The 19,876-nt window shown below is 68.6% G+C and carries 21 protein-coding genes; 11 read left to right on the forward strand and 10 right to left on the reverse strand.

The window, feature by feature from the left end:
• Nucleotide 1: 1 nt before the first annotated feature.
• The 6 genes from COC42_RS16400 to COC42_RS16425 form a co-directional block, all read right to left on the reverse strand.
• Complete coding sequence (locus tag COC42_RS16400; RefSeq protein ID WP_096344440.1) at nt 2-724, reverse strand: 3'(2'),5'-bisphosphate nucleotidase CysQ; 723 nt, start codon at nt 722-724, stop codon at nt 2-4.
• Nucleotides 721-2,616: a sulfate adenylyltransferase subunit CysN gene (cysN, locus tag COC42_RS16405; protein ID WP_096344441.1), complete on the reverse strand. Its 1,896-nt coding sequence runs from the start codon at nt 2,614-2,616 to the stop codon at nt 721-723. The genes COC42_RS16400 and cysN overlap by 4 nt, the downstream gene beginning before the upstream one ends.
• A 109-nt stretch (nt 2,617-2,725) precedes the next feature.
• Nucleotides 2,726-3,685: a sulfate adenylyltransferase subunit CysD gene (gene cysD, locus COC42_RS16410; RefSeq protein WP_245844330.1), complete on the reverse strand. Its 960-nt coding sequence runs from the start codon at nt 3,683-3,685 to the stop codon at nt 2,726-2,728.
• Nucleotides 3,686-3,739: 54 nt separating this feature from the next.
• Nucleotides 3,740-5,662, reverse strand: coding sequence for a 1-deoxy-D-xylulose-5-phosphate synthase (gene dxs, locus COC42_RS16415; RefSeq protein ID WP_096344442.1), 1,923 nt, complete (start codon nt 5,660-5,662; stop codon nt 3,740-3,742).
• A gap of 65 nt (nt 5,663-5,727) precedes the next feature.
• Nucleotides 5,728-6,210: a Fur family transcriptional regulator gene (locus COC42_RS16420; RefSeq protein WP_096344443.1), complete on the reverse strand. Its 483-nt coding sequence runs from the start codon at nt 6,208-6,210 to the stop codon at nt 5,728-5,730.
• A gap of 38 nt (nt 6,211-6,248) precedes the next feature.
• Nucleotides 6,249-6,641 carry a MerC domain-containing protein gene (locus tag COC42_RS16425; RefSeq protein WP_096344444.1) on the reverse strand — a complete coding sequence of 131 codons (393 nt, stop codon included), beginning with the start codon at nt 6,639-6,641 and terminating at the stop codon, nt 6,249-6,251.
• 144 nt (nt 6,642-6,785) lie between these two features.
• Between COC42_RS16425 and COC42_RS16430 the strand changes: the two genes are divergently transcribed.
• The 6 genes from COC42_RS16430 to COC42_RS16455 all read left to right on the forward strand — a co-directional run bounded on the left by COC42_RS16430 (nt 6,786) and on the right by COC42_RS16455 (nt 10,919).
• A complete protein-coding gene (locus tag COC42_RS16430; protein ID WP_096344445.1) occupies nt 6,786-7,817 on the forward strand; it encodes a COX15/CtaA family protein in 1,032 nt (343 codons plus the stop codon).
• The gene (gene cutA / locus COC42_RS16435; protein ID WP_096344446.1) at nt 7,814-8,131 is read left to right on the forward strand and encodes a divalent-cation tolerance protein CutA; all 318 of its coding nucleotides are present in this window, start codon (nt 7,814-7,816) and stop codon (nt 8,129-8,131) included. Before COC42_RS16430 ends, cutA begins: the two co-directional genes overlap by 4 nt.
• Nucleotides 8,121-8,918 carry a hypothetical protein gene (locus COC42_RS16440; protein ID WP_096344447.1) on the forward strand — a complete coding sequence of 266 codons (798 nt, stop codon included), beginning with the start codon at nt 8,121-8,123 and terminating at the stop codon, nt 8,916-8,918. The genes cutA and COC42_RS16440 overlap by 11 nt, the downstream gene beginning before the upstream one ends.
• Before the next feature lie 93 nt (nt 8,919-9,011).
• Nucleotides 9,012-9,491, forward strand: coding sequence for a 50S ribosomal protein L13 (gene rplM / locus COC42_RS16445; protein ID WP_096344448.1), 480 nt, complete (start codon nt 9,012-9,014; stop codon nt 9,489-9,491).
• Nucleotides 9,491-10,036 carry a 30S ribosomal protein S9 gene (gene rpsI / locus COC42_RS16450; RefSeq protein ID WP_096344449.1) on the forward strand — a complete coding sequence of 182 codons (546 nt, stop codon included), beginning with the start codon at nt 9,491-9,493 and terminating at the stop codon, nt 10,034-10,036. Before rplM ends, rpsI begins: the two co-directional genes overlap by 1 nt.
• Nucleotides 10,037-10,169: 133 nt before the next feature.
• On the forward strand, nt 10,170-10,919 hold the full coding sequence (locus COC42_RS16455; RefSeq protein WP_096344450.1) for a class I SAM-dependent methyltransferase: 750 nt from the start codon (nt 10,170-10,172) through the stop codon (nt 10,917-10,919).
• 106 nt (nt 10,920-11,025) lie between these two features.
• Here COC42_RS16455 and COC42_RS16460 read toward each other — a convergent pair whose 3' ends face one another.
• On the reverse strand, nt 11,026-11,772 hold the full coding sequence (locus tag COC42_RS16460) for a metallophosphoesterase family protein (protein ID WP_096344451.1): 747 nt from the start codon (nt 11,770-11,772) through the stop codon (nt 11,026-11,028).
• Nucleotides 11,769-12,602 carry a diacylglycerol/lipid kinase family protein gene (locus tag COC42_RS16465; RefSeq protein WP_096344452.1) on the reverse strand — a complete coding sequence of 278 codons (834 nt, stop codon included), beginning with the start codon at nt 12,600-12,602 and terminating at the stop codon, nt 11,769-11,771. The genes COC42_RS16460 and COC42_RS16465 overlap by 4 nt, the downstream gene beginning before the upstream one ends.
• 114 nt (nt 12,603-12,716) lie before the next feature.
• Between COC42_RS16465 and COC42_RS16470 the strand changes: the two genes are divergently transcribed.
• Nucleotides 12,717-14,054 (forward strand): Nramp family divalent metal transporter, encoded by a 1,338-nt coding sequence (locus COC42_RS16470; RefSeq protein WP_096344453.1) that lies wholly within the window; start codon nt 12,717-12,719, stop codon nt 14,052-14,054.
• Here the strand turns inward: COC42_RS16470 and COC42_RS16475 are convergent.
• Entirely contained in the window at nt 14,051-15,433 is a 1,383-nt protein-coding gene (locus COC42_RS16475; protein WP_096344454.1) for a helix-turn-helix domain-containing protein, read from the reverse strand. The two genes, COC42_RS16470 and COC42_RS16475, sit on opposite strands and share 4 nt — an antisense overlap.
• Nucleotides 15,434-15,475: 42 nt before the next feature.
• On the opposite strand from COC42_RS16475, the gene COC42_RS16480 reads away from it, so the two are divergent.
• The 4 genes from COC42_RS16480 to COC42_RS16495 are packed head-to-tail and all read left to right on the forward strand — an operon-like array spanning nt 15,476 to nt 19,145.
• Nucleotides 15,476-16,066 (forward strand): NUDIX domain-containing protein, encoded by a 591-nt coding sequence (locus tag COC42_RS16480; RefSeq protein ID WP_245844332.1) that lies wholly within the window; start codon nt 15,476-15,478, stop codon nt 16,064-16,066.
• 45 nt (nt 16,067-16,111) lie between these two features.
• Nucleotides 16,112-17,236: a non-hydrolyzing UDP-N-acetylglucosamine 2-epimerase gene (gene wecB, locus COC42_RS16485; protein WP_096344455.1), complete on the forward strand. Its 1,125-nt coding sequence runs from the start codon at nt 16,112-16,114 to the stop codon at nt 17,234-17,236.
• Nucleotides 17,220-18,521: a UDP-N-acetyl-D-mannosamine dehydrogenase gene (gene wecC / locus COC42_RS16490; RefSeq protein ID WP_096344456.1), complete on the forward strand. Its 1,302-nt coding sequence runs from the start codon at nt 17,220-17,222 to the stop codon at nt 18,519-18,521. Before wecB ends, wecC begins: the two co-directional genes overlap by 17 nt.
• 36 nt (nt 18,522-18,557) lie before the next feature.
• Nucleotides 18,558-19,145 carry a PRC-barrel domain-containing protein gene (locus COC42_RS16495; protein WP_245844334.1) on the forward strand — a complete coding sequence of 196 codons (588 nt, stop codon included), beginning with the start codon at nt 18,558-18,560 and terminating at the stop codon, nt 19,143-19,145.
• Here the strand turns inward: COC42_RS16495 and COC42_RS16500 are convergent.
• Nucleotides 19,142-19,825, reverse strand: a complete 684-nt coding sequence (locus tag COC42_RS16500) for a L,D-transpeptidase family protein (RefSeq protein ID WP_245844336.1) — start codon at nt 19,823-19,825, stop codon at nt 19,142-19,144. The two genes, COC42_RS16495 and COC42_RS16500, sit on opposite strands and share 4 nt — an antisense overlap.
• Nucleotides 19,826-19,876 lie beyond the last annotated feature (51 nt).

Genomic DNA, 19,876 nt, shown 5'->3' on the forward strand with positions numbered 1-19,876 from the left:
TTCAGGCCAGCGCCGCCCGCACCGCGTCCGCCAATTCGGGCCGGACGATCATCAGGTCAGGGAGATAGACGTCGGAATTGTTGTAGGTGAGCGGCGTGCCGTCGAGCCGCGTGCAGACCAGCCCGTGTGCGAGCGCGACGGCGACCGGCGCCATCGAATCCCACTCATACTGCCCGCCCGAGTGGAGGTAGAGCTCGGCCTCTCCCGTCACCACCGCCATCGCCTTGGCCCCCGCCGACCCCATTGGTACGAGTTCGGCGTTCAAAGCCTCGGCCACGGCGAGCGCCTCGGCCGGCGGGCGGCTGCGGCTGACGACCATGCGCGGGCGGGCGGGGACCGGCGGCAGCGGCTGCGGCCGGTCGGACCGGAGCACCCGCCCCGCCCCCGGCAGGGCCACCGCGCCGACGCTCGGCACGCCGTCCATCGCCAGCCCGACATGCACCGCCCAATCGGCGCGTGCCTCGCCATATTCGCGCGTGCCGTCCACCGGATCGATGATCCAGACGCGCGACTTCGCCAGGCGCGTGCCATCGCACTTCATTTCCTCGGACAACAGACCATCCTCGGGCCGCGCGGCACGGATCGCGTGGACGAGAAACTCGTTGGCCGTGCGATCCCCCGCCGCGCCCAGCGCCTTGCCCGCGAACACGCCGGAACCTCGCACTTCGAGCAAGAGACGCCCCGCAACCTCCGCCAGATGCGCGGCAAGGTCGCCGTCGGTCATGGCACCAGCCTCGCCACGATCAGCTCGGCGGCTTCCTCGGCGGTCATCGCGGTCGTGTCGATGCGGATCTCGGGCGCCTCGGGCGGTTCATAGGGGCTGTCGATGCCGGTGAAGTTCTTAAGCGCGCCCGCGCGCGCCTTGGCATAGAGGCCTTTCACGTCGCGCGCCTCCGCCTCCGCCAAAGGCGTGTCGATATGGATCTCGACGAACTCGCCCGGCGCCATCATCGCGCGCACCATCTCGCGCTCGGCGCGGAACGGCGAGATGAAGGCGGTGATGACGATCAGGCCGGCATCGGTCATCAGCCGGGCAACCTCGCCCACCCGGCGGATATTCTCGACGCGATCGGCATCGGTAAAGCCCAGATCCTTGTTGAGGCCGTGACGCACATTGTCGCCGTCGAGCAGGAAGGTGTGGCGGTTCATCCGCGCCAGCTTCTTCTCGACCAGATTGGCGATCGTCGACTTGCCCGCTCCCGACAGGCCGGTGAACCAGAGCACCGCGGGCTGCTGGTTCTTGAGCGCGATGCGCGTCTCGCGCGTCACGTCGGTCGCCTGCCAGTGAACATTCTGCGAGCGACGGAGCGCGAAGTTGAGCATTCCCGCCGCCACGGTGGCGTTGGTCAACTTGTCGATCAGGATGAAGCCGCCGAGCGTCTTGGACGCCTCATAGGGCTCGAACCCGATCCGCCGGTCGGTCGCGATCGTCGCGACCCCGATCGCGTTGAGCTCCAGCGTTTTCGCAGCAAGCTGTTCCAACGTATTGACGTTGATCTGGTATTTCGGCGCCTGAACCGTCGCGCTCACGGTCTGCGTGCCGAGCTTCAGCCAATAGGCGCGGCCCGGCAGCAGTTCCTCGTCGGCCATCCACACGATCGTCGCCTCGAACTGGTCGGCGACCTCTGGGGGCGCATCGGCAGCGGCGATCACGTCCCCGCGCGAGCAGTCGACCTCGTCGGCCAGCGTCAGCGTGACCGATTGGCCCGCCACCGCCTGCGGCAGGTCGCCCTCGAGCGTCACGATCCGCGCGACGCTCGTGACCTTGCCCGAAGGGAGCACGCGCACCCGGTCGCCCGGCCGGACCACGCCGCCCGCGATCAGCCCGGCGAACCCGCGAAAGTCGAGGTCAGGGCGATTGACCCACTGCACCGGCATCCGGAACGACCCCGCTGCATCGCGCGCGGCGTCGACCTCGACGCTTTCGAGATGCTCGATCAGGCTAGGTCCGGCATACCAGGGCGTGTTCTCGCTCGCGCCCGCGACATTGTCGCCGCGAAAGCCCGACAGCGGGATCGCGGTGAACTCGCCGATCCCGATCTTCGCGGCGAACTCGCGATAATCGGCAACGATCGCGTCGAAGGTCGCGCGGTCATAGCCGACCAGGTCCATCTTGTTCACCGCCAGCACGATGTGACGGATGCCCACGAGGTGCGCGAGATAGCTGTGCCGCCGCGTCTGGGTCAGCACGCCCTTGCGCGCGTCGATGAGGATAACGGCGAGGTCGGCGGTCGAGGCGCCGGTCACCATGTTGCGCGTGTACTGCTCGTGACCGGGCGTGTCGGCGACGATGAACTTGCGCCGCTCGGTCGAGAAGAAGCGATAGGCGACGTCGATGGTGATCCCCTGCTCGCGCTCGGCCGCCAGACCGTCGACGAGCAGCGCGAAGTCGATCTCCTGCCCTTGCGTCCCTACGCGGCGGCTGTCGGCCTCGAGCGAGGCAAGCTGATCCTCGAAAATCGTGCGAGAGTCGAAGAGCAAGCGCCCGATAAGCGTCGATTTTCCATCATCGACGCTGCCACAGGTTATGAAGCGCAGCAGCGACTTGTTCTGATGCTGTGCGAGGTACGCCTCGATATCGTCGGCGATGAGCGCGTCCGGGGTGTAGGCGGTCATGCGCCAATCCCTTCATCCCGGCGCAAGCTGAGATCACCGATCTTTTGCGGCGCACTGGTGGCACGCGTTCCGAGCTTTCGCTGCGGTGACGATCGAGGGATGCACCTCATCAGAAATACCCCTCCTGCTTCTTCTTCTCCATCCCCGCGCCGCCGGCATCCTTGTCGATCACCCGCCCCTGCCGCTCGCTGGTGGTGGTAAGCAACGTCTCGCGGATCACGTCGGTCAGCGTCGCCGCCTCGCTCTCGACCGCGCCGGTCAGCGGGAAGCAGCCGAGCGTGCGGAAGCGGATCGACCGTTCGGTGATCGGCAGCTTGCGGCCGAGTACCCGCTCCAATCGCGCCTCGTCATCGGCCATGAACAGCTGGCCCTCCCACTCATAGGTCGGGCGCGGGGCGGCGAAATAGAGCGGGACGATCGGCACGTCGTTCAGCTGGATGTACTGCCACACGTCGAGCTCGGTCCAGTTCGAAATCGGAAAGACGCGGATGCTCTCCCCCTTGGACTTCATCGCGTTATAGAGGTTCCACAGCTCAGGCCGTTGATTTTTCGGGTCCCAGCGATGATTGGCCGAGCGGAAGCTGAACACGCGCTCCTTTGCGCGGCTCTTCTCCTCGTCGCGGCGCGCACCGCCGAACGCGGCATCAAAGCCATATTTATCGAGCGCCTGCTTCAGCCCCTCGGTCTTCCAAAGGTCGGTGTGGAGCGCGCCGTGATCGAACGGATTGATGCTCCGCGCCTCCGCCTCCGGGTTACGATAGACGAGGAGTTCCATCCCGCTCTCGCGTGCCATCCGGTCGCGCAGATCGTACATCGCCCGGAACTTCCACGTCGTGTCGACATGGAGCAGCGGAAAGGGCGGCGGCGCGGGGTAGAAGGCCTTGCGGGCGAGATGCAGCATCACCGCCGAATCCTTGCCCACCGAATAGAGCATCACCGGCCGCTCGGCCTCGGCCGCCACCTCTCGCAGAATGTGGATGCTCTCGGCTTCGAGACGCTGGAGATGCGTCAGGCGGGCGGGGTCGGTCGGCAACATGGTGACCGCGAGATAGGCACACGGGCCACCCATCGGGAGCAAGGATTTGTTGGGGGAAGCGAAGCGATCACCTCCCCGCCCGACCGATCAGGCTCGCGCGTCCACCAGTCCCTCGCTGTTGTGGCGCAGCGCCTTCAGCACGGTATCGACGATATGCGCGGCGTTCAGCCCCGCCTCGTCATACTGCAGCTCGGGCTTGTCCTGGTCCTGGAAGCGGTCAGGAAGGCGCATCGTGCGCAGCTTGAGGCCCGCGTCGATCAGCCCCTGATCGCTGGCCATCGTCAGCACATGCGCGCCAAGGCCGCCGATCGCATTCTCCTCGATCGTGACCGCCACCTCGTGCGTCGTGAGCAGGCGGCGAATCAGCGCCTCGTCGAGCGGCTTGGCGAAGCGCAGGTCGGCGACCGTGGTCGACAGCCCCTTTGCCTCGAGCGCCTCGGCAGCCTTCAGCGCTTCGCCCAGCCGCGTACCGAGCGACAGGATGGCGACGCTCTTGCCCTCGCGCACGACGCGGCCCTTGCCGATCTCGAGCTTCTCCGGGACGACGGGCAGGTCGATGCCGATGCCGTTGCCGCGTGGATAGCGGACCGCGACCGGCCCGCTGTCATGCTCGGCCGCGGTGTAGGTCATGTGGACCAGCTCGGCCTCGTCCGCCGCGGCCATCACGACGAAATTGGGCAGCGACGCAAGGTAAGTCACGTCGAAGCTGCCCGCGTGAGTCGCCCCGTCCGCGCCGACCAGCCCGGCGCGGTCGATCGCGAAGCGGACCGGCAGGTTCTGGATCGCCACGTCGTGAACGACCTGGTCATAGGCGCGCTGGAGGAAGGTCGAGTAGATCGCGCAGAACGGCCGCATCCCCTGTGCGGCCAAGCCTGCGGCGAAGGTGACGGCGTGCTGCTCGGCGATACCGACATCGAAGGCACGCGTCGGATGCGCCTGCGCAAACTTGTCGACGCCGGTGCCCGAGGGCATCGCCGCGGTGATGGCGCAGATGCGCGTGTCGGTCTCCGCCAGCTTCGCCAGCGTCTCGCCGAACACGTTCTGGTAGGAGGGCGGCCCCGGCGGCGCCTTGGCCTGCGCGCCGGTGATGACGTCGAACTTCTGGACGCCGTGATACTTGTCCGCAGCGTTCTCGGCGGGGGCGTATCCCTTGCCCTTCTTGGTCACGACATGGACGAGGATCGGGCCTTCCTCCGCGTCGCGCACATTCTCGAGCACGGGGATCAAGTGGTCGAGATTGTGGCCGTCGATCGGGCCGACATAATAAAAGCCCAACTCCTCGAACAGCGTGCCGCCCATCGTCATCCCGCGCGCGAACTCGTCGGTCTTCTTGGCGGCGCTGTGGATCGGACGCGGCAGCTTGCGCGCGAACTTCTTGAGCGTTTCGCGCAGGCCCAGGAACTCGCGGCTCGACACGATCCGGCTGAGATAGGCCGACAGCCCGCCCACTGGCGGCGCGATCGACATGTCGTTGTCGTTGAGAATGACGACCAGGCGATTGCCCGCCTGCTCGGCATTGTTCATTGCCTCATACGCCATGCCCGCCGACATCGCGCCATCGCCGATCACCGCGATCGCCTTGCCTGGCGAGCCCGTCAGCTTGTTGGCGATCGCAAAACCCAGCGCCGCCGAGATCGAGGTCGAGCTGTGCGCCGCGCCGAAAGGATCGTATTCGCTCTCGGTCCGCTTGGTGAAACCGGAGAGGCCGCCGCCGGTGCGTAGCGTCCGGATGCGGTCGCGCCGTCCGGTCAGGATCTTGTGCGGATAGCATTGGTGGCCGACGTCCCACACCAGCCGGTCGCGCGGCGTATCGAACACATAATGGATCGCCGTCGTCAGCTCGACCACGCCCAGGCCCGAGCCCAGATGCCCCCCCGTCGTGCCCACCGCGGAGATCGTTTCTGCCCGCAGTTCGTCGGCGAGCTGGCGAAGCTGGGCAGGCTTCAGGCGACGGAGTTCGGCGGGGGTCGGGACCGTGTCGAGCAGCGGCGTGTCGGGCAATTGTGACATTTCCGGTGTCTACCGTATCGAACCGGGCGTGTCGATTGTCGGACGGGCCGACTTTGGACGGTGATTCAGCCTTCCGCCTGCGCGCAATCGGCGCAGAGCCCGCGCACCTCGACGATCGGCCGCCGCGCGACGAAGCCGCGGTCGCCCGCCACCTCGCGTACCATTGCGGTCACGCGGTCGGCGTCGAGATGCCGCGCCTCGCCGCACCGATCGCAGACGAGGAAGATGCAGTCGTGGAGGCAGCCCGGATGGGTGTTGGCGACATAGGCGTTGACGCTCTCGACCCGGCGGGCGAGGTCTGCGGCGACGAACAGGTCGAGGATTCGATAGACACTGTTGGCGGCGACGCGGCGGCCGACTTCCTGCGATACCGCCTCGGCGATGTCATAGGCGCTGGCGGGCTTGTCAAAGCGGGCAAGCACCTCGAACACGCTGGCGCGCATCGGCGTCCACTGTTCGCCCGCTTCCTCGAGTGTGGTGCGCGCGGCGGCGGTCAGCGCCTCGCCGCGGCTGTCATGATGGCGGTGCGATACCGATGCCTGGGCCATGATCTGGATTTAGGCGCCCGCCGCGCGGCGGGCAAGTTTCAGGCGCGGGCGGCGCGCTGGTTGAGGATGTGGCCGATCGCCAGCAGCGTGACCCCCGCGACGGTCACCCCGACCTCGCCCGGCCCATGCGGCAGAAGGATGTCGAGCGCCATCAGCACGAGCCCGGCCGAGCCGACAACGAGCGGCAGCCGCTGCCCATGCGTGCGAAGCCCCCGGCCCAGCGCCACCGCGCCAAGGATGACCGCGATGCCCAGCCCCACCTCATGCACCCGGTCGTCGAGCAGCGGCCCCGCGAACGAGGCGAACAGCGCCAGGACCACCGCACTCGCCAGGCAGTGCGCCAGGCACAGCGCCGACAGCGCGATCGCGATCCGATCGAGCCGGCCACGCGGCGGTTGAGTCGAGGCGGTATTGATGGCCACGACCGCCATCTAGAGGCTCCGGCACGAGGTTACAACATCACATGATGTTTTTCCCCGCCCCCCTCCCTCGCCCCCGGCGACCCCTCCTATCCCGACGCACCCGCCCCATCGTCCCGGTTGAACGTCCCCCGCCGACGCGGCATAGGCGCTGCCATGGCCCGATCGCTCGCCGCCGCGCCCCTTCCCGCTGCCTCAACGCCGCGCCCGCGCGCCATTGCCGCCTGGCTCTATGCCGTCGCGCTGCTGATCGTGCTGATGGTGGCGGTAGGCGGCATTACCCGGCTGACCGAATCGGGGCTGTCCATCACCGAATGGAAGCCCGTCTCGGGCGCGATCCCGCCGCTCGACGCCGCCGACTGGCAGGCGGAGTTCGCCAAGTATCAGGAAACGCCCGAATATCAGCAGATCAATGCGGGCATGAGCCTTTCCGACTTCAAGTTCATCTATTTCTGGGAGTGGGCGCATCGCTTGCTGGGCCGGCTGATCGGCCTGGCCTTCGCGCTCCCGCTCCTGTGGTTCGCCGTACGGCGGCAGATTCCATCGGGGTACGGCCCGCGGCTGGTCGCGCTGCTGGCGCTCGGCGCGGCGCAGGGGGCGGTGGGCTGGTGGATGGTGGCCTCGGGCCTCGTCGACCGGACCGATGTCAGCCACTATCGGCTGGCCGCGCACCTGTGCCTTGCGCTGTTCATCCTCGGCGGGCTGGTCTGGACCGCGCGCGACCTTTCGGCGCTGGCCCGCGATCCCGGCGCGAAGGCGTCCACCCTCCGCCTGCTGCCGCTCGTCGCGCTGGGCATCCTCGCCGTGCAGATCATGTTCGGCGCCTTCACCGCGGGGCTCGACGCTGGCCATGTCACGACCGAATGGCCGCTGATGAACGGCCGCGTGGTGCCGCAGGCCGCCTGGAGTGACGCGCTCGATGATCCGTTCGCGATCCACTTCATCCATCGCTGGTGGGCTTTTGCCGCCTTTGCCGCGATGATGCTGCTCGCACGCGCCGCGAAGCGGGCCGGCGACCGCCGCGCGTCGATCGCGATCCATGTCGCTGTGGGCATTCAGGTCCTGCTCGGCATCGTCACGGTCATGTCGGGCGTCCGCTTCGAACCCGCCCTGACCCACCAGATCGTCGGCGCCCTCCTCGTCGCGGCCGCGGCCGCGGGCGCGCATGCTGCCGGACGGCGCGCATGAGCGACATCGCGCTCCTCCAGACGACCTTCGGCACGGCGGAGGAGGCCGAGGCGGTGGCACGCGTGCTGGTGGAGGAAGGCCTCGCCGCCTGCGTCAACGTGATGGCGTCGTGCACCTCGATCTTCCACTGGAAGGACGCGGTCCAAACCGAGGTCGAGACGCCGGTGCTGTTCAAGACCAGCATGGCGCGGGCACTGGCCCTGCGCGATCGCCTGATCGAACTCCACAGCTACGACCTGCCGATGATCGAGCTGTGGCCCGCCGCCGCGACCGAGGACGGCGCGCGCTGGATCGAGGAAACGCTTGCCCGTTGAGTGGCTTGCCGCGGCGCTGCTGGCACAGGCAGGGACGCCGGTGTTCGCGCCGCCGCCGGGTGTGCCGCTGACGCTCGAGATCGACCATCGCCAGGTCGAGGCGGGGCGGCCCGAAAGGCATTATCGTTCGGCGCGCCGAATCGTCTTCGAACGTGATGGTGCGGGTTGGCGGGGCACGTTGACGCACGGCGGGGCGAGCGTCGATGCGCCGGGCGACGCCTTTGCCCGCGCATTGTCGGCGACGCTCGCGCAGCCGATCGTCTTCCGCATCGACAAGGCGGGCGCCGTCGTCGGCGTCGACGAGATAGAGGCGGTTTGGGGGCGGCTGGTCGCCGCGATGCACGCGGCGGCGGGCGATCGCGCCTCTGCTCCGCTCGTCGCGCTGCCACCCGCCGCGCGGCCGGGGATGCTCGCCAGCCTGATCGGCGACGCGATCGAGGCGCGCGCGGCCGGGGACGGCGCCTTTGCCGAGGAGCCCATCGACCTGCCCGCGGCGCCCGTCGCGGGCGGCGGCGCGCCGGCGATGCTCCCGGGCAAGCGGAGCGCCGCGATCGAGGGCGACCGGCTGGTGGTCCGGCTCGCCGCTGCAGGCCCGCTCGCCCTTCCCGCCGGCGCCACCAGCTCGATCGAGCGCACGACCCGGATCGATCCGGCGACAGGCCTGCTCGACGAACGGCGCGAGCGGGTCGAGAGCCGGATGAGCGACGGCACGCTTGGCCAGTTTCGCGAGATGCATTATCGGCTACGGTATCAAGATACCCGTCAGCAAACCCGCCGCCAACCTTGACTTTGCCCGCCCGGCGCGACATTGAGCGCGCCAGCACGCCGCCCCGCAACGGGCGGCGTTCGGTATTCCTCTACCCATAAAGGTCGAAGAGCCATGAAGGCGCTCATGAAGACCACCAAGTCGGTCAAGCCGGCCGAGGTGGAAAAGAAGTGGCATATCGTCGATGCCGACGGCCTGGTGGTCGGTCGCGCGGCGACGATTATCGCCAATGTCCTGCGCGGCAAGCACAAGACGAGCTTCACCCCGCACGTCGATTGCGGTGACAATGTCGTCGTCATCAACGCCGACAAGGTCCGGTTCACCGGCAAGAAGCTGGCACAGAAGACCTATTACAAGCACACCGGCTATGCCGGCGGCATCAAGGAAGTGACCGCGGCCAAGGTGCTCGACGGCCGCTTCCCCGAGCGCGTGCTCGAAAAGGCGGTCGAGCGGATGATCCCGCGTGGCCCCCTCGGTCGCCAGCAGATGCGCAACCTGCGCATCTACAAGGGCGCGGAGCATCCGCACACCGCGCAGAACCCCGAAGTGCTCGATATCGCGGGCATGAACCGCAAGAACAAGGTGGGCGCATAATGTCCGACAACCGCCAGTCCCTGTCCGACCTGGCCGCGCTGACCTCGGGCCAGACGCAGCCGGCGCAGACCTCGACCGAAGCCGAGGGCACGGAGGGCGCCGCCCCCGCCCAGCCGCAGGTGCCGACCACGCCGCTGCGCGAGCAGGAAATCGACGCCTATGGCCGCGCCTATGCGACCGGCCGCCGCAAGGATGCCGTCGCGCGCGTGTGGCTGAAGCCCGGCTCGGGCAAGATCACGGTCAACGGCCGCGATCAGGAAGTCTATTTCGCGCGTCCGACGCTGCGCCTCGTCATGAACCAGGTGTTCCAGGTCGCCGAGCGCGAGGGCCAGTACGACGTCGTCTGCACCGTCAAGGGTGGCGGCCTGTCGGGCCAGGCCGGCGCGGTCAAGCACGGCATCGCCCAGGCGCTGACCCGCTACGAGCCGGCGCTGCGTCCGCCGGTCAAGGCCGCGGGCTTCCTGACCCGCGACCCGCGCGCCGTCGAGCGTAAGAAGTACGGCAAGGCGAAGGCCCGCCGCAGCTTCCAGTTCTCGAAGCGCTGATCGGATTTCGATCGAACGAAGGGGGCGGTCCGGCGACGGGCCGCCCTTTTTCGTGGCGGTTTCGGCGTTCGGCCGCCCATTTTGGTCGCAGCGCGCTTGACCCCGGCCGGCCGAACGGCTTGACCGGCGCGCGATGACCACGCGCGAGGTAACGGGCTTCCTCCCCCGCAACGATGTCCGCCTCGGGCCGGAGGACTGGCGTCACACGCTGGCCGACCGTGCCTTCACCATCGCGTGGGGCGCGATCCAGTGGCCCTGGCTTGCCAAGAGCCTGTCGGGCGGGCGCAAGGCGCAGAAGGCGGCGCTGCTGAAGCGCCTCGACCTCGCGCCCGACGCGCTCCCCAACCTGGGCAGCTGGAAGGCCGATACCGGCCTCCTCCACCTCGTCGTGGACGAGATCGAGGCGCGCCGGCCCGCCGTTGTCGTCGAACTCGGCGCCGGCGCCTCGAGCCTGATCGTCGCGCGCGCGCTTCAGCTTCATGGCGGCGGGCGGCTCGTCAGCCTCGACCAGCATGGCGATTTCGTCGCGGCGACTCGCGACTGGCTGCGCGAGCACGGCCTCGACGCCGACATGCGTGCCGCCCCGCTGATCCCCGCGCCCGCCGGCTGGCCCGGCCTTTGGTACGATGTCAGCGACCTGCCCGACCGGATCGACCTCCTCCTGATCGACGGGCCGCCCTGGACCCTCCACCCCTTCGTCCGCGGCGCGGCCGAGGTGCTGTTCGATCGGATCTCGGTCGGCGGCGCGGTCATGCTCGACGACGGCGCGCGGCCCGGCGAGCGGGTAGTGGCAGCACGGTGGCGGCGCAAATGGCCGCAGTTCGACTTCGGGCTGGAGCTGGGCGGCACCAAGGGCACGCTGATCGGGCGGCGGTTGCGATAACCTCTCTCGGCCCCGGACTTGATCGGGGAACCCAATCATCCGCTCTAAGCGCTCTAGGAGAAAAGAAGCGGAACCCGAATCAAGTCGCAGGTAAAGGTACAGGCGGTCACACCCGGTGGTCCGGTCCGTCCATCACCCGCGCAATCGTCTCGAACGCGCGTCCCTCGACCCGGATCTCGTTGAACGAGGGCCGCGTCTCGCGAACCCGTTCCGACAGCGTGCCGGCGCCGATCAGGCGGACGGTGCGGCCCTCGATCTGATGCGTGACATCGAACGGGTCGTGGACATGGCCCGTCAACACCGCGTCTGCGCCCGCCCTCGCCAGCGCGGCCAGCGCGCGCTCGCCGCCATGCGTGCGCGCCTCGGTCCGGGTCCCCGCTTCGATCAGCGGATGGTGCGCAGTGACGAAGACGAGGTCGCCCTCGCCCGCCGTTTCGACCAGGCGGACGGTGTGCGCCAGCCGCTGCGGCGTCACGAACCCCTTTGACCAGTTGAGCCGAAACTGGAAGCGCGCGGTGGTGCGCAGCGGCGCGATCGTCACGCCGCGCACTTCAAGCGGCCGCTCGATCATCCGCTCGAGAACCTTGTAGCGGCGATAAGGCAGGAACAGCCGCGCGAGGGGGTTGTAGACCGGCAGGTCGTGATTGCCGACCTCGACCGTGGTCGGCCGACCGAGCGATTCGAGCCACGCCGCCGCCGCCGCGAACTCCTCCGACCGCGCGCTCTGGGTCAGGTCACCGGTCATCAGGATCGCGTCCGGCACCTCGTCGCGCACGATCCCCGAGAACCAGTCGAGCGCGGCCTTGTCCTCGGCGCCGAAATGGAGATCGCTGACATGGAACAGCCGAATCATGCCGCCTCCTTCCGCGTGGCGATGAAACGCTCGGCGCTCATGCCGCCGACGATGCGGGTGCCGGGTTCCAGCCGCTCGGGCTCGCCGTCGAACAGCGCCAGCACGGGCCGCCGGCCCTCGATCACCAGATGCCGTGACAGCGCGTGCGTGACGGCGTCCGCGTTGACCCACTCGCCCGTCACCCAGTTCCAGCCAAGCGCCGCGATCGACCGCCAGTCGCGCGCATCGATCCCCGCCACGTCGAGGCCTTGGGGATCGGGCTTGACCAGCACCGCCTGATAGCGGCGGCGCAGCCGCACCGTCCCTGACACCCGCACCCCCTTGCCGAAGGTGCGCCCCCAGGCATGGCGCAGCGCCCGGAAAAGCGCGAGGAAGCGCCGCTGGCGGACCGCCTCTCGCGCACGAAACCACTGCGCGGCGGGGCCGATGATGAGGCCGACAAAGGCGCGGTGCGGTCCCGCCTCGATATAGGGCATGGCGAGCCTGCGATCGTTTTCATGCGCGGCATGGATGATCTCGTGCGGGTCGAGGCTCTCGTGCAGCGCGCGCGCCAACAGATTCATCGTGCCGCCCGGCAGGATCAGGAATCCGCCCTCCCAGTCGGCCAGTTTGCACAGCGCCGCGTTGATCGTGCCGTCGCCGGCGAACAGCACGACGGTGTCGGCGCCGACGCGATCGAGTGCCTCGCCATCCGGCAGCGCTTCGTCGGGAAAGCCCGTGCGGCCGACCAGCTTCAGCCCGCGCTCCTCGAACACCGCCTCGATCGCATCGCATTTCTCGCGCGTGGCCGATCCCGAGCTGGGGTTGGTGACGAACCAGAGATTTTGCATAGGCCCCCGATCTTTCCGTACCCTCAACGATCGGTCCGGACGAAGGATGCAGCCAAGCGACCGCCTTTGCGTTAGGGGTGCGGGTGCGATCGAACCGCCAAGGGGAATAAAGGGATGGCACCACCGCCGCCGGCCAGCGCGACGATGGACGCAGGGCTTAGCCAGAGCCTGCCCGAAAGTTATCGCACCATTGCGGTGCCGGCGCCCGCTGCCTCGTTCTGGCGGCGGCTGGGGGCGTTCGCGGGGCCGGGCTATCTGGTCGCGGTCGGTTACATGGACCCCGGCAACTGGGCGACCGACATCGCCGGCGGGTCGGCGTTCGGCTACACGCTCCTGTCGGTCATCCTCTTCTCCAACCTGATGGCGATGGTGCTCCAGTCGCTGTCCGCCAAGCTCGGGATCGTCGCCGGCCGCGATCTCGCCCAGGCTTGCGCCGAGCAATATGGTCCGGTCGCACGCTATGTCCTGTGGGCGCTGTGCGAACTGGCGATCATCGCCTGCGACCTGGCCGAGGTGATCGGCACCGCGATCGCGCTGCAACTCCTGTTCGGCATTCCGCTCGTCGCCGGCATCGCGATCACGGCGGTCGACGTGATGCTGATCCTCGCGCTCCAGCGCTTCGGGTTCAGGAAGCTCGAGGCGTTCATCGTCGCGCTGCTCGTCATCATCGCGGGGTGCTTCCTCGCCGAGCTGATCTTCGCGCAGCCCGAATGGGCCGCAGTGGCGGCGGGGCTGGTCCCCTCGCCGCAGATCGTCACCAACCCGGCGATGCTTTACATCGCCATCGGCATCCTCGGCGCGACGGTGATGCCGCACAATCTCTATCTCCACAGCTCTATCGTGCAGACGCGCTCCTTTACGCAGGACGAGGCCGGACGCCGCGACGCGCTGAAGCTTGCGACGATCGATTCGACGGTGGCGCTCGCCCTCGCCTTCTGCATCAACGCCTCGATCCTGATCCTGGCGGCCGCCACCTTCCACACCGCCGGCCGCACCGAAGTCGCCGAGATCCAGGAGGCGTATCAGCTCCTCACGCCGATGCTTGGCGTCGGCCTCGCCAGCACGCTGTTCGCCGTCGCGCTGCTCGCCTCGGGCCAGAACTCCACGGTGACGGGCACGCTCGCCGGCCAGATCGTGATGGAGGGCTTCCTCAAGATCCGGCTACCCGTCTGGCTCCGCCGCCTCGTCACCCGGCTGATCGCGATCGTGCCCGCGGCGGTAGTCGCGGCGCTCTATGGCGAGAGCGGCACCGCGCAGCTCCTGATCCTCAGCCAGGTCGTACTGAGCCTGCAATTGCCCTTCGCGGTCTGGCCGCTCGTTCGCTTCACCAGCGATCGAAAGCTGATGGGTGGCTTCGTCAACGGGCCAGTGCTCAAGGTCGTTGCCTGGGCGATCTGCTTCATCGTCATCGGTCTCAACGTGACGCTGCTCGCGCAGACGTTTGCTGGCTAATCCCCGCCGAACGCAAACGGCGTCATGCCCGCCTCGCGATCGCTGACGATGCGGGTCCTTCCTGACGGCGGGGCGCTCCGCTGCGAGCAGTCGGGGCGGGTGCAGGCGGTGCAACCGAGGCCGATTGGCATCGCCCGGCCAGCAAGGTCGACGCCGCGCGCCGCGGCGAGGCCGCCTGCTTCCGCCGCCGCCACGCCGATCGCCACGGCGAACCGCCCGCGCACGCCGCCCACCGGCCCGGCATGCGGCTGCACGCTCCGGGCCATCGTCAGCCAGCGGCCGCCATCCTCACTCTCGACCAGTTGCGTCACGAGTTCGCCCGGCCGCGCGAGCGCCGCGAACACGTCCCACAGCGGACAGAGCCCGCCCTCGACCAAGGGCGACACGCTTGCCCCGGCATAGCGTTTCGACACCTGTCCCGCCCGATCCACGCGGAGCATGAAGAAAGGGAGCCCGCGCGCGCCCACCCGCTGCAGCGTCGTCAGCCGGTGCGCCACCTGCTCGAACCCCGCGCCGAAGCGGCGTTGCAGGAGTTCGACGTCATAGCCCGTCGCCTCGCACGCGCGCAGGAAACGAGCATAGGGCATCATCACCGCGGCCGCGAAATAGCCGATGACATGGCGGCGAAGCAGCCGATCGGCGATACGGTCCGACAACCCGGCGCCGCGGACGATCGCATCGACCTCCCCCTGCACTTCGCCCGCCAGCCGCTCGGCCATGGCAAAGATGCGGCTGGCCGGATCGAGCAGTTCGGACAACTGGAGCTGGCGGGCATGGAGGTCGAGCCGCTTCAGCCGGTCGGGCATCACCTCGACCGGAAGGATGCGCACCGACAGTTGGTGCCGGGTGCGCAGCCGCTCGGCCAGCGCTTGGCCCAGGTCGCCGTTTGCGAGGCGAAGCTCGTCGGCGAGCGCTTCAGCTGCCGCGTCGAGATCGGGGAAATGGTTGCGCCAATGCTCGATCGCGCGGCGCACCTCCCGCGCGACGCGGTCGTGTCCGTCGTCGAGCCCCGCCCCCGCGGCGCCCCGCGAATCGAAAGCGCGCGCGAACGCCTCCGCCCCGCCCGGCGCGCTCGCCAGCCATTCCTCGAGCTCGCCGCGGTCGATGTCGAGGTCGGCGAACATCGGATCGGCCAGCCGCCGCCGCATCGCCGCCGCGCCGCCGCCCGGCTCGCTCGCCGCCAGCGTGCGCGCGTCAAAGTCGAACCGCTCGGCCAGCCGCACGAGCAAAGTAGCCGAGATGGGCCGCTGGTTGCGCTCGACGAGGTTGAGATAGCTTGGCGAGATGTCGAGCGCCTCCGCCATCGCCGCTTGTGTGAGGCCCAGCTGCCGGCGCACGCGGCGGACGGCGTGGCCTGCGATCAGCTTGCGTTCGGCCATCGGCTGTGTCCTTCCCTGTCGCGGCAGAGGCTGGAGGGCAGGTTGAGCGAAGTCAATTCTTCACAAGCGCACATCGAGATCGTCGGGCGCGACACGCCCTACCAGGCCTGGCTCGACGTTGTGCGCCTGCATCTCAGAATCGACGGCGGCACCCCATTTGTGCGCCATGTCGTTCGGCTATGGCACGCGGTCTCGGTGCTGCCCTACGATCCGGAGCGGCAGACGGCGCTGGTGATCGAGACGCCGCGCGCGCCGCTGCTCCACATGGGGCATCCGGGACTGGTCGAAGCGATCGCCGGCGCGATCGATCGCGACGCCGCGCCCGAGGCGGTCGCCCGCGCCGAGGCGCTGGAGGAAGCAGGCGTCCGGCTGGACGATCTGGCGCATGTCGGCCATGTCTGGACAACGCCGGGCGCGACGACCGAGCGGCTCGACTATTTCCTCGCCCGCTATACCGCTGCCGACCGGATCGGCACGGGCGGCGGTCTGGCGCACGAAGATGAGCACATCGTCGTCCACGAGCGTTCTCTTGTCGATTTGTGGGCGCTCACCCACGATCCAGGCGGTATCGACGGCAAGCTGATGGTGCTGCTTCAGGCGCTGCGCCTGCGCGAGCCCGACTTGTTCGCGTGAAGCGGGTTAGCGCTTGCTTCACCCTGCAACGCTAAAGCGGGGGCCATGACCCGCGTCCTCACCGTCTTCGGCACCCGGCCGGAAGCCATCAAGCTGTTCCCCGTCGTCGCGGCGCTGCGCGACCAGCCGGGGCTGCACGTCACAACCTGTGTCACCGCACAGCATCGCGGGCTGCTGGACCAGGTGCTGGAGATTGCCGGGCTGACCCCCGACATAGACCTCGACCTGATGGAGCCGGGCCAGAGCCTTGATCGGCTGACCGCGCGGCTGCTGACGGGTCTTGGCGAGGTGATGGATGCCGAACGGCCCGACCGGGTGATCGTGCAGGGCGATACCGCGACCGCGATGGTCGGCGCGCTCGTCGCCTATTACCGCAAGATCCCCGTCGCGCATGTCGAGGCGGGGCTGCGTTCGGGCGACATCCATCATCCCTGGCCGGAGGAAGTGAACCGCCGCATCGTCGCGCCGATCGCCGACCTGCACTTCGCCCCGACCGAAACCGCGGCAAACGCGCTGCGCCGGGAGAATATCGACCCCGCCACGATCCACGTCACCGGCAACACGGTGATCGACGCGCTCCACTGGACCCGCGCCAGGATCGAGGCGCGGCCCGAACTTGCCGCCGGGCTGGACGACCTCGCGGCACGGTTCGCGGGCAAGCGGATCGTCCTCGTCACCACCCATCGGCGCGAGAATTTCGGGGGCGGCATGGAGAATATCGCCCGCGCCATCGCCGCGATCGCCGACCGGCCCGACACGGCGATCGTCTTTCCCTGTCACCCCAACCCCAATGTGGTGTCGGTGATGGACGCGATGCTGGGCGACCGGCCCAACATCGCGCGGATCGATCCGCTCGACTATCCCCACTTCATCCGCGCGCTCGACCTGTCGACGATCGTCCTCACCGATTCGGGCGGCGTGCAGGAGGAAGCGCCCGCACTCGGCAAGCCGGTGCTGGTCATGCGCGAGACGACCGAACGGCCCGAAGGGGTCGAGGCCGGCACCGCGCGGCTCGTCGATACCGACCCGGCGCGTATCGTTTCCGAAATCTTCAGCCTTCTCGGCGACAAGGCGGCCTATTCCGCGATGGCCCGCGCCCACAATCCGTTCGGCGACGGCCATGCCGCGGCACGGATATCGGAGCTTGTCGCGGATGCCCACCGACGCTGAACTGAAGGTCGCGGTTCTCGGGCTCGGCTATATCGGCCTGCCCACCGCCGCGGTGATCGCCCGCACGGGCGCGCAGGTGCTGGGCATCGACGTGAGCGAAGCGGTCGTCGAGACGGTCAATTCGGGGCGCGTGCATATCGAGGAAATCGACCTCGACGGCCTCGTCTCAGGCGTGGTCGCACGCGGCAATCTGCGCGCCTCGACGCTGATCGAACCCGCCGATGTGTTCGTCATCGCGGTGCCGACGCCCTTCGGCGACAATCACGCGCCCGACATCGGCTATGTGCTCAAGGCCGCGACGACGATCGCCGCGGCGTTGAAGGCCGGCGACGTCGTCATCCTCGAATCGACCTCGCCCGTCGGCACGACAGAGAAGGTTCGCGACCTGCTGGCGAAGCTCCGCCCCGACCTGAAGGTGCCGGGCATGGGACCGGGCACGCCCGACATCGCCATCGCCTATTGCCCCGAGCGGGTGCTGCCCGGCCGCATCCTGGTCGAGCTGATCGACAATGATCGCGTCATCGGCGGCATCACGCCGCGATGCGCGCGCAAGGCCCTGCAATTCTATCGCCGATTCGTGCGCGGCGCGTGCGTCACCACCACCGCGCGCGCGGCGGAGATGACGAAGCTCACCGAAAACGCCTTTCGCGACGTCAACATCGCCTTCGCCAACGAATTGTCGGTGGTCGCGGGCAATCTCGGCATCGACGTTTGGGAGGTCATTCGCCTCGCCAACCGGCACCCGCGGGTCAATATCCTGTCGCCCGGCCCGGGCGTTGGCGGCCACTGCATTGCCGTCGATCCCTGGTTCCTCGTCCACGGCGACCCGGAGAACACGCCGCTGATCCGCACCGCGCGCGAGGTCAACGATGCGAAGACCGGCTATACGATCGGCCGCGCCGAGGCGCTGATCGAGGCGATGCCGGCCGTGCCGGTCGCGTGCCTCGGCCTCGCGTTCAAGGCCAATATCGACGATTTCCGCGAAAGCCCGGCGCTCAAGGTGGCCGCCACCCTCGCCCACCGTTTCGGTGAGCGCGTCCGCATCGTCGAGCCCTATGCCGACGCGCTGCCCAAGGCATTCGACGGCAGCGGCGCCAGCCTGATCGACATCGATACCGCGCTCGAGACTTGCCCGATCCTGATCGTGCTCGTCGATCACGACGTCTTCCGCTCGGTCCCGCTCGAGGAGCGCGCCAGCAAGCACGTCTACGACACCCGCGGCATCTGGCCTGACCAGCCGCAGCCGAGCGTCAACGAGGTGCCTTCGATCCGCCTCGCCAGCTAAAGGAACGCGCCTTCAACAGCCGCGTTTCGCGGTCAGATGGAGACACTTAGCAACCTCGCCGGATGGATCGCCCCGGCCGCGACGATGATCGCGGCAATGATGACCGCGGCTAATCTGGGCGCGCGCGTCACCGGCTGGGGATTTGTCGTGTTTGCGGTCGGATCGGTCGCCTGGTCGCTGGTCGGGCTCTCCTCCGGGCAGACCAACCTGCTCCTCACCAATGGCTTCCTCACGATCGTCAACCTGGTCGGCATCTGGCGCTGGCTGGGGCGGCAGGCGCGCTACGACAAGGGCGGCGAGCGGGCACAGCGCGACAGCCGCGACACCGATGCCGAAACCAAGATCGCGCTCGGCACTATCGTCGGCGCGCGCGTCGTCGATCGCGACGGGACCGCGATCGGCCATGTCGCCGACGCGATGCTCGGCTGCGAGAACCACGCCATCGCCTATCTCGTCATCGGCTGCGGCGGCGTCGGCGGGGTCGGCGAGACGCTGCACGCGGTGGCACCCGACCGGCTGAGCTTCGGCGAGACACTGCGCTTCGAGGGACGGCGCGAGGATCTTTGCGCATTGCCTGCCCTGGCGCCCGACGACTGGCCGGGACAAAAGCCAGAGGCGGCCTAGTTCGCGCCGCGGGCGCCGTAGCCTTGAGCGAAGACGGCGTCATAGGAGACAAAGGACGCGGTTTCCGCCGCCAGTTCGATCCGCGGCGCGGCGCTTTCATCGCCCGCGCGCGCGGCATCGTCGTGGCGCAGGGCGCTGCCGGCATCGGCCACCAGCACCGGCGCGACGGGTGCTGCGGGTCGCGAAGCCCGCGCCACCTGCACCGGCGGCAACTCGCGCGGCTGCTGGCGCGCGGGCCCGCCCGGCAGGTCTGCCACCACGCGAACCGCCCCGCCCATGTCGGTGATCGCATAGAGCTGTTTGGCGAATGCGGCCGGAAAGCGGATGCAGCCGTGCGAAGCGGGATAGCCCGGCAGCTGCCCCGCATGGAGCGCGATGCCCGTCCACGTCAGCCGCTGCATATAGGGCATCGGCGCATTCGAGTAGAGGTTCGACCGGTGGAAGACCTTCTTCTGAAGAATGGTGAACTCGCCCACGGGCGTCGATTTGCCCGGCTTGCCGGTGGAGACGGTCGAGACTCCAATCAGGGCGCCGCCGCGATAGACATAGGCAACCTGGTCCGCGAGACTGATGACGATCGCAACGGCGCCCGCGCCCCCACGATCGGCCCAGACATGCTCGCCATTCCGCAGCGATTGCGCTCGCGATTCGAGGTCGGGAAGTTGCGCATATGCAGGCAACGAACCCCCAGTGATCAGGATCAGCAGGCCCGCAATCAACGCCCCGGTGCG

This window comes from Sphingomonas spermidinifaciens, assembly GCF_002351485.1.
In the GTDB taxonomy this organism is placed as follows: Bacteria; Pseudomonadota; Alphaproteobacteria; order Sphingomonadales; family Sphingomonadaceae; genus Sphingomonas; species Sphingomonas spermidinifaciens.

Bases quoted from the DNA above. Each gene is read 5' to 3' on its own strand.
- COC42_RS16455 (WP_096344450.1), top strand. From the start codon at position 10,170: ATGACCACGCGCGAGGTAACGGGCTTCCTCCCCCGCAACGATGTCCGC.
- cysN (WP_096344441.1), bottom strand. From the start codon at position 2,616: ATGACCGCCTACACCCCGGACGCGCTCATCGCCGACGATATCGAGGCG.
- COC42_RS16470 (WP_096344453.1), top strand. From the start codon at position 12,717: ATGGCACCACCGCCGCCGGCCAGCGCGACGATGGACGCAGGGCTTAGC.
- COC42_RS16420 (WP_096344443.1), bottom strand. From the start codon at position 6,210: ATGGCCCAGGCATCGGTATCGCACCGCCATCATGACAGCCGCGGCGAG.
- wecC (WP_096344456.1), top strand. From the start codon at position 17,220: ATGCCCACCGACGCTGAACTGAAGGTCGCGGTTCTCGGGCTCGGCTAT.
- rpsI (WP_096344449.1), top strand. From the start codon at position 9,491: ATGTCCGACAACCGCCAGTCCCTGTCCGACCTGGCCGCGCTGACCTCG.
- wecB (WP_096344455.1), top strand. From the start codon at position 16,112: ATGACCCGCGTCCTCACCGTCTTCGGCACCCGGCCGGAAGCCATCAAG.
- COC42_RS16465 (WP_096344452.1), bottom strand. From the start codon at position 12,602: ATGCAAAATCTCTGGTTCGTCACCAACCCCAGCTCGGGATCGGCCACG.
- COC42_RS16495 (WP_245844334.1), top strand. From the start codon at position 18,558: ATGGAGACACTTAGCAACCTCGCCGGATGGATCGCCCCGGCCGCGACG.
- dxs (WP_096344442.1), bottom strand. From the start codon at position 5,662: ATGTCACAATTGCCCGACACGCCGCTGCTCGACACGGTCCCGACCCCC.
- COC42_RS16400 (WP_096344440.1), bottom strand. From the start codon at position 724: ATGACCGACGGCGACCTTGCCGCGCATCTGGCGGAGGTTGCGGGGCGT.
- cysD (WP_245844330.1), bottom strand. From the start codon at position 3,685: ATGGGTGGCCCGTGTGCCTATCTCGCGGTCACCATGTTGCCGACCGAC.
- COC42_RS16425 (WP_096344444.1), bottom strand. From the start codon at position 6,641: ATGGCGGTCGTGGCCATCAATACCGCCTCGACTCAACCGCCGCGTGGC.
- COC42_RS16475 (WP_096344454.1), bottom strand. From the start codon at position 15,433: ATGGCCGAACGCAAGCTGATCGCAGGCCACGCCGTCCGCCGCGTGCGC.
- COC42_RS16430 (WP_096344445.1), top strand. From the start codon at position 6,786: ATGGCCCGATCGCTCGCCGCCGCGCCCCTTCCCGCTGCCTCAACGCCG.
- rplM (WP_096344448.1), top strand. From the start codon at position 9,012: ATGAAGGCGCTCATGAAGACCACCAAGTCGGTCAAGCCGGCCGAGGTG.
- COC42_RS16460 (WP_096344451.1), bottom strand. From the start codon at position 11,772: ATGATTCGGCTGTTCCATGTCAGCGATCTCCATTTCGGCGCCGAGGAC.
- cutA (WP_096344446.1), top strand. From the start codon at position 7,814: ATGAGCGACATCGCGCTCCTCCAGACGACCTTCGGCACGGCGGAGGAG.